We start from the raw sequence: 12,192 nt of genomic DNA, 5'->3' as shown, positions 1-12,192 counted from the left end.
TCAACGCTGGCGCAAAAACAACTCTGCGGTGGAGCTTCCGTAATCCCGTGCAGTGGACGCGTCCACTCTGCCAGCGGGCCGATACTGAGGGAGCTCCCGCATTGCTTGCGCGACGGCCGAGCTGCCAGGCAAGTCTCTCTGAGTCGCTACGACCACATCCGCAGGACAATTTTCGATGGCTCGTTTAACTGCTTTCTCGTCGAACCGCAGCGTGACAGCCGTAACGGTCAGATTACTGACGCCGTAACACGGTGGGCGGAGACCGGTAAGGGGATACAGTATCAGCATCGCAGCGCTCGAACTCAGCGTGGCGTTGGCAGGAGCAACGCGTTTGATCTCATCGGCCAAGAGCAGATAGTTGCTATTCGGAATCGACTCGTCGGCCCAATATTTCCCGTGCGTCTCCTTGAGCGCGGGGTAGGTAAGTCCCCAAAAGATGCTGCGTTGAAAGTTGAGTTGAGGCCATACGAGCAGTAAGGAGACGCCAATGCACAAGCAGCTACAAATGAGCTTTTGCGCCCGGCCAGCAAACTGGCAAGTGCTCCAACCCAAGCTCGTAATGCCGCACAGGCCGATCAGCGACCACGAGAAATGATAAGGAAAACCCAGCTTCGCGAGCGGTTCAACGAAGGGGATCAAGGTAACAGCGGCCCAAAAAGCGAAAGGCTTCAGATATTCCGTCGTTCTGCCGCGAATCGACGCGATGACGAGGCATGCCGTTGCCGCAAGACTTATAACCAGCCCCGCGGCAGCTGCCTGCGCAGCGAGTTGCCCGCTCGACGTGAAGAGTTTCCATCGCATATCGCCGAACGCTACATAAACGGCGCCACTGTCAACGTAACCCGCTATAAAGCTGGATACGCCGCCGGTGCCTCGCAGGGCGATTGCCAGGATGAGTATGAGTGATCCAGCCGCCAGCCCGCCTGCAACGTAGTACGTCAACCCGCGAGTACCCCGCTCCGCGAAAATGGAAACCGCCCCTAACACGGCGAAGAGAAGTAGCGTTTCTCGCAAAAGTACGCCGAGCGCGACGAGTACGCCCATGGCAAAGAACCTGGACGGACTGGCTTGCTGTTCGGACAAGAACAGGATCACCGCATAGAGCAACGGGCACAGCGCTATGAAGAAGCTGTTCTTGAACCCATACTGGATGAAACTCGGGTGGTTCAGCAGCACAAAGAACAGCGCGGTGATGAGCGCGCTCGCTGTCAGGCTTCCACTCAAGCGTGCTGATATTCGTAGCATCAAGACAGCGGCTAGCGCGTCCGGAACGACATCAATCAGTCGTAAAGCAAAAATGGGATTGACCTTCAGCGAGTAGACGAAAGACGTCATTAACGGGTAGAGCATCAACATGCCGTCATTCGGAAGACGTAGGTCTTGCGATAGCCGGTCATGGATAATCAGCGCGTAGTACGCGTAGATGCCTTCGTCCGTGGATGGATAGCCACCGACTACCGCCAGCCGCAGCACAACAACGACGAGCACGACGAACAAAGCGGCGGCGATTAGCCCTACGCGGTGGTTGTGCGCGCCTGACGTTGGCTCTGATCTCAGTGTTACGCTGCGGTACATTCAGTCAATCCTGCTTTGACGCTAGATCGTTCATCAGGGCGAGATAGTCATCGTAGTCCCGGATATAGTCCGCTTCATTGTACATATCGGACGCAAGAATCAGCGCTACCGAACCAGGATCGAAATTGACCTCCGCTGCCCAAATCAACGGTGGAACGTGCAAGCCCTTCCACGGCCGATTCAAATGGATGCGCGTGCGGTTCTTGCCATCGTCGACCTCGACGTCGAAGCTGCCCGAGAGGCAGATGATTAACTGATTCAGCGTATGGTGCGCGTGTGCGCCCCGGCTTTCTTCAGTGGGAACGTCGTATAGGTAGAAAACACGTTGGATCGCGAATGGAACATGTTTATCGCTTTCAATAAACGTGAGATTACCTCGCGGATCGGTGATCTTCGGCAACTCGTAGAGCTTGCAGTCGGAAATGGCAGGCATAGTATTCATGGGCCTATTCACGGAAGATTGCGCGGGTGAGAATGAACATCGCAGGAATGGTCACACAAACGACGATGAGTGGCGCGACCTGCGCCGGAACGTGCAGTACATGTACGCATAGCCTCAATACGCCTAGTCCGATCGCATAGTTGATCAGATAAGCCACCGGATATGCCGCTGCGGTTCGCACGCTCAGATCTTTTTTGAATACCCATTTAGCACTTAGTAGGTAACCCAGCGCGATACCAACCACGTACGTGACTGTGTAGGCCCATGTATAGGGAAGGAACTTCAGCAACAGCAGGTAAAGGAGGTAGGTGGCAAGCGTGTTGACAGCGCCCGAAACCAGGAATCGCTTGAACCTCATCTTCACCAGACCTGCTCGATGACCGTCTCCGGGCGCCGGTTCGTTTCTTCGAAGATCCGCCACAAGTACTCACCGATCAAGCCGAGCATGACAATCACGAGTCCCAGCATGAATGAAATCAGAGAGACAATCGTTGCAAATCCGGGAACGGAAATGTTGTGAAGGAATGCGTTGATCACGACGATGAGCCCGTAAACGAAACTGCACACTGAGATCACAGCGCCGATGCCCGAAATCACCCGGATTGGCGTGATTGAGAAACCCAGCATGATGTCGAGAAACGCTGAAAATTTCTTGGCAAACGTCCAACCGGACTTCCCGTGGCGACGCGCCGGACGATGATAGGTGATCACGCTCGGCTCGTAGCCCAGCCAATAAGCGAGGAGCGGCGTGAAAACTGATTTCGAACTGTTCAGAAGGTGAGGCAACAGCGCTTTGTCCATCAGCGCCATGTCGTACCCGCCGTAGGGGTAGTCGCGAATGACCAGCGCCCGCAGCAATTTATAGTGAATACGCGAGAAGAACTTAGACACGACCGGATCATCTCGGGTTACGCGCTCGCAAATAACAAATTTGGAACCAGCCAGCCACCGGTCGACCATCTCATTGATCAGCCCGGGCGGATCCTGCAGATCGGCGGCAACAATGATGAATGCGTCACCCGTCACGAAGCGGAAACCCGTCTTCGAACAGTGCACCGCTCCGAAGTTACGAGTCAACTTGACGACGGTGGTGGCCGGCCGGGTGTTCTTGAATTCCAGTAACAGTTCGAGGGAATTATCCTTTGAGCCGTCATCGACGAAGATAAGCTCAAGCAGGATATCGCGGGCGAGCAGACCCTGTTCGAGCGCGACGAGCTGCGCAAATAGGTCGGGCAGGCTTCCGGCATTGAAATACACCGGAACGATCAAGGATATTTTTTTCTGACTCACAGTCTCAAATCGCCAATTCGTAATATTCGTGGGCTACACCGCCGCCGCCAAATTCGGACTTGAACCGGAACAGTCCGTCGTTCAGTACCTGGCCTGCAGATTCATTACTCGTGCCAAAGTCGAAATACCGTGCTCCACTAGCGCGGGCTTCTTCTATCGCGGCGCCGAATACCGCGTCGAGCGCGCTAACCTGATTGCCGCTCTCATTGGACGCGATGTATTGAGCGTGCCACACGTTCCTCGAGCAGAACAAAAGGACGCCCGCGATCACTTTTTCATCCATAACGGCACATCGAAGCTGAATCTCGTCGGAAAAGCGCGACGCCAGCAGAGCGATTTCGTCGACTGTGTGAACCGGAACAGCCTCGTGGCGGCGCGCGAGCGTTTCGGTCAGAACCGCCCAGAATGCGGGCAGGTCATCGATAGCCGCGCGCAACGAGACGGTCTTGCACGCCTTACGCCTCGCACGCTTTCGACGCTCGCTGACGGGCCGCTGGTGCTGTAGATCGATCGTGCAGGACAGATCGCATCGAACGCGCTGCGCACCATGACGGAAAAGCGCATACACGTCGTCTTGCGAGGGAACCCGCGCGTAGATAAACGGGACCACTTTGTAGACCAGTTTGCGGATACCACGGTTGCGATAGTGATCCTTCAACGCGCCGATCGCGTCGATCATTCGCTGACCGTGAAGCCATCCGGCATGTGCAATGCCGCCGTATGTTGCGCCCGGATGACTCACGACGATGTCCGAATCGCCGGCCGCCTTCGCCGCTGGAAACAGACCCACCAAACGCCCCTCGTTCATTAGCAGGACGGAAGCGTCTTCGAAGCGTGCACCGTGGTATGACAGAAAGCGTCGCGTGTGCAACAGCGTTGCATTGTCGCATTCGCGACACCAGTCGTCCCATGCTTGTGCGTGTTCAGCGCTGTAGTCGACGATATTGATGTTCACTTGATCAGTTCCGCGACACCGAAGCCCGTCCCGCCGAAGTCGTTGCCGTTGTAAAAGCAGAAAGTTTTGTCGCCGGCATTGACCACCGCCGAGTATTCAACCGTCTCGTTGTCCCAGCCGGACCCGGAAACGTCCAGTCCCAGCTGTTCGTCCAGCCGCGTCCAGTGCCGGCCATCGGGCGATTCTGCATAGCCCATCCGATAACCCAATGGCTGCTTCTTCCTGATGCTATAGAACATCTGGTAGCCGTCATGCTTCCTGACAACGTAGGGCCGACCAATCCCATGTTCGACATCGCGATTCAGTTCAAAGACGCGACTGCCCTCGTCGGGCCAAATGATCCCGTCCGCGGACTCCAGATAGTGGAGGTTGTAGACCGGCATGGCTTTTCCTTCCAGCGTCTCCCATTCGCTTCCTGCGATGTACCACATCCGGTAGACGCCGCCTTCAGCCATGACAAAGGGACCACATCGAAAATGCAGCTCATGCGGCGATCTTTCCAGAACCGGCGTAGCTCGAAGACGTTGGAACGTCTCGCCGCCATCGTGACTGATGGCAAGTCCAGTCAACAAGCGGTAGCGGATTTGATGGCAAATCTCAAAGCCGACGTAGTACATCGCCAACGTGCCGTCCGGACGCGCGAGCACGCATGTCTGGAATACACCATTGTCGTCAAAGGCACCCGGTACGCCAACGTCGAGGACAGGGTCTGGCGATACACGGAGCACGCGCGTTGGATCGCCGGCGTCAACGTCGACGAAGCCAATGCGGCCAATACCTTTTTCGTCACGCCCCTGCACGTAGAGGCGCAATGTGCCGTCGTCCAGAAACAGCGGCGTCGGACACGATGCATGGGATCGGGCCCACCAAAGGTCACCGGTCGGGCACCAGACGACGCCCAGCTTTCTCCATTCCATTTTTAGTCCGCGCGTACTTTGAAGAAGCGGCGAGCGCTTACTCTTGCGGGTTCGCTTTTGACACCGCCGTAGAGCTTGTCAGGTTCCGTGTCACTCGAGATCGAAACGCCGGGTCCGATCCAATTGCTTTCGCCAATGTTGACGTTATTGCTGACCGTCGAGTTGACCCCCATGAAGGTATGGCGCCCTATCGTACAAAACCCGGAAATCACGACTTGCGACGAGATGAAGCAGTGACTGTCCACCTTCGTATGATGCCCGATGTGATTGCCGCTCCAGAGCACGACATTGTCCTCAATACGGACAAACGGCTGGACGGTATTGTTCTCGAAGATAAAGCAATGTTCGCCGATCGACGCGTTTGGCCACACGAACGCTTTCGAACTGATATAGCTTGCGGGCTTGTAGCCTTTCGCCTTGCACGTTTCATAAAGGCGCGCACGCAGCCGGTTCAGTTGCGAATAGACAATTGCCGCATAGAAGTCGACCCGCTCGGGCGGATAAAGCTCTTCGAGCCGCTCCAGCGGCACCACCGGCAAATCGAACAGGTGGTCGCGCGTCATGAATTCCGATTCGACGGCGAAAGCGACCACGTTGTACTCCGAGTCGTGCGTGAAGTACTCGTACGCAACTTCGGCGAATGCACTGTCGCCAACGATAACCAGGTCTCGGGTCTTTTCCATTTGCGTCGCTTTTACGGTCGTTGGATCAAGATGTCTTCGCGGCGATTCGCCATGGGCAACGCTCGCCCTTGCGGCAGCACGTAGGCATCGAACCCAGCGGATCGCGCCCGCTCAAGAATCGAGAAGACGACGGAGTCATCGATCTGGTCATGCTCGATCTGATTGAAGCTTACGACCGGATCGTCGGCGGTGCGCATGAACTCCTTGTGGAAACGGACGCCCGTTTCGCTGGAGAAGAAACGTTTGCGCTTGGATACATTCGGTATGTCGCCAATCAACATCTGCCCTCCCGGCGCCAGCAAGGACAGCGAATCGTCGAGGAAACGGAAGAACGGTGCCTCCAGCACGATGTATTGCAGAACGCTATAGCAGAGAATGACATTTGCCGTCTCTCTGAGTCCGTCGATGACGCCAGGGCAATCGGGGTAGCGCGCTGCAACCTTCGTGATGAATGGCCGATCGTCCAGTTGCTGCAACATTTCCTCGCTATCCACCAAAGTGAGCAAATGGCCGTTCTTCTCGCAAAGGCCGATCAGCATGCCCGGAAGATCGCTGCATCCAGGGCCGATGTCGAGCACGTTCTGTTTCGGAAGTTGCAGGTTGTCCAGTTTGCCGACGATGTCCGCGAAAATGTGACTCTCGAAACCTTGACGATAGTCGTCCGGAAATCCGATCCGCTCGTATTTCGACAACGAGTCGTCGCTCGCGAGCCGCCGGAAATCGTCGAAGCCGATCTGCGATGTTCGGTTCTTTGGTTGATTCATTGCGCGGACTCACGTGCGAAATAAGCACAAACGGATTCGATGACACGATCCACCTGCGCCTCGGTCATTCCCGGGAAGCACGGCAACGTGACGATCTCGGCCGCGCTCTGTTCCGTCACCGGCAAATGTTGACGGGGTGAAGCGGACCGGCTTCTGTAAGCGGTCTGCCAATGATCGGGAATCGGATAATGCACTTCCGTTGCGATCTGCTGTTCGCCAAGATACGCGCGAAACGAATCGCGGTCGCGCACGCGGATGACGTAGAGATGGGCAACGTAATCCGCATCCACCGATGAAGCGATCCTGGCCGGTAGATCTTTGAAGGCGGCGTTGTATCGCCGCGCCACGGCTTTACGTTGCGAATTCCAGTCGTTCAGGTGCGGCAACTTCTCGCGCAGGATCGCCGCCTGCACTTCGTCCATACGGCTATTTCGGCCGCCCGCCAGCTCTACACTGTATTTGGCGTTCCAGCCGTACTGACGCAGCATCTTCAGCTTCTGTGCGATCACCGGGTCCGAACATACGGCTGCACCGCCGTCACCTAGTGCGCCCAGGTTCTTGGTCGGATAAAAACTGAAACAGCCAATGGCGCCAAAGCTTCCCGCAATACGCCCCGCGCGCATTGCGCCATGAGCTTGCGCACAATCTTCGATGACAGGAACGCCGGCTTGTGCGGCAATCGCTACGAGTTCTTCGATAGCGGCGAGTTGTCCGTACAGATGCGTAACGAGAATCGCCTTGGGCTTCTCGCGCGAAAGCAGGTCGCGAAGGGCGGCCGGCGACATGTTCAGCGACGAAGCATCGACGTCGACGTAAAGGGCGCGCGCTCCAATCGCATTGACCGCCGTGCTGCCGTAAAAACCCGCGTTTGCCACGAGCGCCACGGAATCGTTGGACGTTACATCTAGAGCCCGCAACGCGAGTTCCAGCGAGTCGGTTCCATTAGCAAGTGCAACGCAGGTATCGACGCCGATATACGCGGCGAACTCCCGCTCGAAGTTTGTCACTTCATTGCCGAGGATGAACCAGTGACTGTTCGCCACGCGGTTGAACGCACCAGCCAAATCGATGCCGCGATTCGAGGCTTCAATGGAAAACAGAGGGACCTTGCCGACCATAGCGCGCGTACCTCCGCAATGTGATTTACGCCATCACACGCGAGCGGTGCGATGACTTTGATTAAGTTGTTACCGTGTGAAGTGTGCCCGAATCAGATCCGAGAAGGTGACGACGGCAAACGCCTATCATAACTCATGGCGAATGTCGATGTCACGTTTGAAAGGTATTGGGCAGACGCTGGGGAGACGGGTCGTGAGCTTAGATTTCGATGTCACGCGACAGCGAGATAGGATGCGCCGCGCGATCACGATCCAACCCCGAGTCGGACGGCGGATGGAAATTGCTGCGCGGCACACAGCGCGACGGCAAGCGAGGCCGCAGCATATCAGATACTGACAAGGGGACGATCGCCCGAATCAACCGCGAGCAACTTTTATCAAGTGCCGGCAGAACGCGGCATGCTTTGATGCGGAAAAAACTCCTTCTAACTCCTCTCGCGCTCATCGGGCATATGCCGCCGCATAAAAACGTCGATGCCATCCACGCGCGACGAGGCAAACGCCCTAACCACCACGACACCAACGATACCCAAAACAACCACCACGGCCGGAATCTCGAACAAGGTCATATCCACGACAAACCTCCTCATAAACCAGGAGTAGCCACGTCGTACTGCATCGTCGCGGCTACCACTCACACTCCCAGTCTACGAAGGCGGACCTCAGCCACCAAACGAGCATTTTTCATCGATATGTGAGAAATATTTGCAGTAGCGCCGCCCCGGCGCCACCGCCTTCTCAGTGCCGCTCAGGAAAGCGCAACTTCGAATGATTGCGACCATAAGAAATATAAATGGTCATCCCGATCACAAGCCACACGACAAGCCGCACCCACGTGACGAGCGGCAGCCCGGCCATCAGCAACAGACAAAACAGGATCCCCAGAACCGGCACGATCGGTACACCAGGAACCCGGAACGGGCGTGTAGCATCAGAGTCACTGCGCCGCAAATAGATCACAGCGCCGCACACAAGAATGAACGCGAACAAAGTGCCGATGCTAACCATCTCCCCCAACACGCTGATCGGAGTAAGCGCCGCCACGATCGCGACGACCGTGCCAATCAGAATCTGACTCAGATGAGGCGTCTGAAGACGCGGATGAACTCGTGCAAAAAGAGGCGGTAGCAAGCCGTCCGTCGACATCGTGAAGAAGATGCGGCTCTGCCCGTACAGCAGCACGAGGATCACAGTGGTCAGTCCTGTCAGCGCACCGATCTTGATCAGAATCGAGAACCAGTTCAGGCCAATCGCATCCACGCCCTTGGCGATCGGATCAGGAACATTCAGTTCAGCGTACGGTACGAGCCCAGTGAGGACACCCGCGACGAGGATGTACAAAATGGTGCAGATGATCAGCGACCCCAGAATGCCGATCGGCATGTCCCGTTGCGGTTTTTTCGCTTCCTGTGCGGCAGTGGAGACCGCATCGAATCCGATGAACGCGAAGAACACCACGGCCGAGCCACGCAGAATCCCGCTCATGCCGAAGTTGCCGAACTCGCCAGTATTCGCGGGAATAAACGGATGCCAGTTCGCCGGCTTGATGAAAAACACGCCGAGCGCGATAAAGGCCACCACCACGGTCAGCTTGACCGCCACCATGACGTTGTTGAGCCGTGCTGATTCCTTCGTACCGAGCACGAGCATGGTGGTGAGAATGGCGATGATCACGATCGCGGGCAAATTGATGATGCCTGTCGCGGTGGTGCCATCGGGTAGCTTGATGATGGTGCCGGGTGCGGTGGCTAGATCGGGCGGGATATTGATCCCCACGTTATGCAGCAAGCTCACGATATAACCGGACCACCCGACCGCGACAGTGGCGGCGCCCATCGCATATTCGAGGATCAAGTCCCAGCCGATGATCCACGCAAAAATTTCACCCAGCGTGGCATACGTGTAGGTGTAACTGCTGCCGCATACGGGCAACATCGCTGCCAGCTCCGAATAGCAGAGGCCGACGAACGCGCACGCAATGCCACCGAGTACGAATGACAGGATGATGCTCGGGCCGGCGAATTGCGCCGCGGCGGTGCCGGTCAGAACGAAGATGCCGGCGCCGATGATCGCGCCAATGCCCATCGCCGTGATGCTGGTTGCGCCGAGTGTTTTCGATAGTGCGTGGCCTTCTTCCGCGTCGGCGCTTCCTACAATATCGGCGACGGATTTTCGTGCCATGTAGCTCGTATCAGCCATGATGAGTCGTCCCGTTCAAATGGTGTTTGGGCACGAGCCGACTCGGTTTGCTTCGGCTCGCGGAGCACGACAAAAACATCTGTTACTGAAGACTAGCGGGTAAAGAAAAGAGAAATAGCAAATTCAGTGTATTCCGAATTAAAAGTAAAGTGAATATTTGATTCTCTCGCGCCTGCGGACGAGGCTTTTGTTCGCGTTCTTATGCAATCCTCAAATCTCCACGCGTGCCCCCAACTCAATCACTCGATTAGCCGGTAGCTTCAGATAAGCCGCAACGTTACCCACGTTATGCAACATGACTGAGAACAAACGCTCTCGCCACATCGCCATGCCGCTATCACGAGTGGGCACCAAGGTCGCACGGCTAAGGAAGTAGGAAGTCTCCGCCGGCTCGAATGTCAAACCTTGCGACTTACAAATTTCAAGCGCGCGCGGCAAGTCGACCTCGTCCATGAAACCATACGTGATCGTGACCTGGTAGCAGTCCGAATCTAGCGGCTGCACACTCACGCGCTCACTCGTAGGCACCCACGGTATCTCCTCATTGTTCACCGTCACGAAAACGACACGTTTGTGCAGCACGCGGTTATGCATCAAATTGTTGATCAACGAATGCGGCACGCCATCAGGATCGGGCGATAGAAAGATTGCCGTGCCACCGCATCGCATCGGCGAGTCCTTCAACAACGTGGCCAGATAGGGCTTGAGCGGCATCGTCCCGGCCCTCACGCGCGCTTCGGCACGCATCATCTCCCAGCCTCGTCCCCAGGTCGCCATGATCGTGTAGATGATCAGCCCGACGAGGAGCGGGAACCAGCCGCCCTGCATGAGTTTCAGCAGGTTCGCGGAGAAGAACGCCGCGTCGATCACGAAGAAAAAACCGGTCGCAAACACGCATAGCAGCCAGTTGTAATGCCACGCGTAGCGAATGACGAAGAACGTCAGGATCGTCGTAATCAGCATCGTGCCGGTGACAGCGATACCGTACGCGGAGCCGAGCGCCGTGGATGAACCGAAGCCGAGCACAGCCGCCACGACGGCGGCCAATAACGTCCAGTTGATGCCTGGCACGTAGATTTGCCCCATTTCCCTTTCCGACGTGTAGACGACATTCATGCGCGGCAGAAAGCCGAGTTGCATCGCCTGCTTCGTCATCGAATACGTGCCGGAGATAACGGCTTGCGACGCGATTACGGTCGCGATCGTCGAAAGCACGATCATAGGATACAGCGCCCATTGCGGAAACAGTTTGTAGAACGGATTTTGCAGCGCGCCCGGATCGGCAAGCAGCAACGCGCCCTGCCCCAGATAGTTCAACGCAAGCGCGGGAAACACGAGGCCGAACCACGTCAGCCGGATCGGCCTCGCGCCGAAATGTCCCATGTCCGCATAGAGCGCTTCCGCGCCGGTCAAGGACAGAACGACCGCACCCAAAGCAACGAACGCCAGCCACCGATGATGCAGGCAAAACGCCAGCCCCGCGAGCGGATTGAGCGCGACGAGAATCGCGGGCGCGCGCATCAGGTTAATGACGCCCACCACGGCAAGCACGATGAACCAGAGCACCATCACCGGTCCGAACACGATGCCGATACCGGCCGTTCCGCGCTTCTGCATCAGGAACAATGTGACCAGCGCAACCAGCGTTACGGGAATCACACAGGTCTTGAGAAACGGCGCGGCGACCTGAAGACCTTCGACCGCGCTCAACACCGAGATCGCCGGCGTGATCACACTGTCGCCGTAAAAGAGCGCGGCGCCCATGATGCCGACACCCAGCAACATATGGCGCAAGCGCGGCCGCGTGGCAACCGACGACGCAGCCAGCGCCAGCAGCGCCATGATCCCACCTTCGCCGTGATTGTTCGCGCGCAGAATCAACGTGACGTATTTGAGCGAGACGACGACGATCAGCGACCAGACGATCAGCGAGACAATGCCGACCACATTCAGCGCGTTGAGCGACAGTCCGTTGACTGGATCGAACACCGTCTGCAGCGTATAGAGTGGACTGGTGCCGATGTCGCCATACACCACACCCAATGCTGCAAGCGCGAGTGCGGGCATCGCCGGCCGCTGATGCCCGCGCCCGCCGGAATGGCCCGCATCGGGCGCGGCGGATACTGACTGGCTCATGTCTCGCTCCAGTTTCGCGTTCTCGCGGTGCAACAATTGGCATAGGCCGATGCACGTGCGGAACCGATTCATGCTTTTGTCAGGCCTCGTTTTTTTCGAGGAGTCGCCTGCGT

General features: G+C 56.9%; 12 protein-coding genes. All 12 read right to left on the bottom strand.

What is annotated here, in order from left to right; genetic code table 11:
• The 12 genes from P0D96_RS25445 to P0D96_RS25390 all read right to left on the bottom strand — a co-directional run bounded on the left by P0D96_RS25445 (position 1) and on the right by P0D96_RS25390 (position 12,079).
• Positions 1 to 1,575, bottom strand: a complete 1,575-nt coding sequence (locus P0D96_RS25445; protein ID WP_408316039.1) for a hypothetical protein — start codon at positions 1,573 to 1,575, stop codon at positions 1 to 3.
• 4 nt (positions 1,576 to 1,579) lie between these two features.
• A complete protein-coding gene (locus tag P0D96_RS25440) occupies positions 1,580 to 2,017 on the bottom strand; it encodes a sugar 3,4-ketoisomerase (RefSeq protein ID WP_408316037.1) in 438 nt (145 codons plus the stop codon).
• 4 nt (positions 2,018 to 2,021) lie between these two features.
• Positions 2,022 to 2,375 carry a GtrA family protein gene (locus P0D96_RS25435; protein WP_408316086.1) on the bottom strand — a complete coding sequence of 118 codons (354 nt, stop codon included), beginning with the start codon at positions 2,373 to 2,375 and terminating at the stop codon, positions 2,022 to 2,024.
• A 2-nt stretch (positions 2,376 to 2,377) separates the two neighbouring features.
• Positions 2,378 to 3,286 (bottom strand): glycosyltransferase family 2 protein, encoded by a 909-nt coding sequence (locus tag P0D96_RS25430; protein ID WP_408316035.1) that lies wholly within the window; start codon positions 3,284 to 3,286, stop codon positions 2,378 to 2,380.
• Between the two features lie 25 nt (positions 3,287 to 3,311).
• Complete coding sequence (locus tag P0D96_RS25425; RefSeq protein WP_408316033.1) at positions 3,312 to 4,262, bottom strand: GNAT family N-acetyltransferase; 951 nt, start codon at positions 4,260 to 4,262, stop codon at positions 3,312 to 3,314.
• A complete protein-coding gene (locus P0D96_RS25420; protein WP_408316031.1) occupies positions 4,259 to 5,179 on the bottom strand; it encodes a glycoside hydrolase family protein in 921 nt (306 codons plus the stop codon). Before P0D96_RS25420 ends, P0D96_RS25425 begins: the two co-directional genes overlap by 4 nt.
• Positions 5,180 to 5,181: 2 nt before the next feature.
• A complete protein-coding gene (locus P0D96_RS25415) occupies positions 5,182 to 5,862 on the bottom strand; it encodes an acetyltransferase (RefSeq protein ID WP_408316029.1) in 681 nt (226 codons plus the stop codon).
• Positions 5,863 to 5,873: 11 nt separating this feature from the next.
• Positions 5,874 to 6,626, bottom strand: a complete 753-nt coding sequence (locus P0D96_RS25410; RefSeq protein WP_408178557.1) for a class I SAM-dependent methyltransferase — start codon at positions 6,624 to 6,626, stop codon at positions 5,874 to 5,876.
• Positions 6,623 to 7,744, bottom strand: a complete 1,122-nt coding sequence (locus tag P0D96_RS25405; RefSeq protein ID WP_408316027.1) for a DegT/DnrJ/EryC1/StrS family aminotransferase — start codon at positions 7,742 to 7,744, stop codon at positions 6,623 to 6,625. Before P0D96_RS25405 ends, P0D96_RS25410 begins: the two co-directional genes overlap by 4 nt.
• A gap of 425 nt (positions 7,745 to 8,169) precedes the next feature.
• On the bottom strand, positions 8,170 to 8,319 hold the full coding sequence (locus tag P0D96_RS25400; RefSeq protein WP_181309363.1) for a hypothetical protein: 150 nt from the start codon (positions 8,317 to 8,319) through the stop codon (positions 8,170 to 8,172).
• Positions 8,320 to 8,482: 163 nt separating this feature from the next.
• On the bottom strand, positions 8,483 to 9,943 hold the full coding sequence (locus P0D96_RS25395; RefSeq protein WP_408178554.1) for an amino acid permease: 1,461 nt from the start codon (positions 9,941 to 9,943) through the stop codon (positions 8,483 to 8,485).
• Positions 9,944 to 10,153: 210 nt separating this feature from the next.
• A complete protein-coding gene (locus tag P0D96_RS25390) occupies positions 10,154 to 12,079 on the bottom strand; it encodes a potassium transporter Kup (protein WP_408316025.1) in 1,926 nt (641 codons plus the stop codon).
• Positions 12,080 to 12,192 lie beyond the last annotated feature (113 nt).

The sequence above is a fragment of the Paraburkholderia sp. RL17-347-BIC-D genome, from assembly GCF_046027915.1.
Lineage (GTDB): Bacteria > Pseudomonadota > Gammaproteobacteria > Burkholderiales > Burkholderiaceae > Paraburkholderia.
This window is presented reverse-complemented; position numbering and strand designations above follow the sequence as displayed.

What these genes read in the sequence shown, in the direction of transcription:
- P0D96_RS25445 (WP_408316039.1), bottom strand. Translation starts at nt 1,575, where the DNA reads ATGTACCGCAGCGTAACACTGAGATCAGAGCCAACGTCAGGCGCGCAC.
- P0D96_RS25440 (WP_408316037.1), bottom strand. Translation starts at nt 2,017, where the DNA reads ATGAATACTATGCCTGCCATTTCCGACTGCAAGCTCTACGAGTTGCCG.
- P0D96_RS25435 (WP_408316086.1), bottom strand. Translation starts at nt 2,375, where the DNA reads ATGAGGTTCAAGCGATTCCTGGTTTCGGGCGCTGTCAACACGCTTGCC.
- P0D96_RS25420 (WP_408316031.1), bottom strand. Translation starts at nt 5,179, where the DNA reads ATGGAATGGAGAAAGCTGGGCGTCGTCTGGTGCCCGACCGGTGACCTT.
- P0D96_RS25415 (WP_408316029.1), bottom strand. Translation starts at nt 5,862, where the DNA reads ATGGAAAAGACCCGAGACCTGGTTATCGTTGGCGACAGTGCATTCGCC.
- P0D96_RS25410 (WP_408178557.1), bottom strand. Translation starts at nt 6,626, where the DNA reads ATGAATCAACCAAAGAACCGAACATCGCAGATCGGCTTCGACGATTTC.
- P0D96_RS25405 (WP_408316027.1), bottom strand. Translation starts at nt 7,744, where the DNA reads ATGGTCGGCAAGGTCCCTCTGTTTTCCATTGAAGCCTCGAATCGCGGC.
- P0D96_RS25395 (WP_408178554.1), bottom strand. Translation starts at nt 9,943, where the DNA reads ATGGCTGATACGAGCTACATGGCACGAAAATCCGTCGCCGATATTGTA.
- P0D96_RS25390 (WP_408316025.1), bottom strand. Translation starts at nt 12,079, where the DNA reads ATGAGCCAGTCAGTATCCGCCGCGCCCGATGCGGGCCATTCCGGCGGG.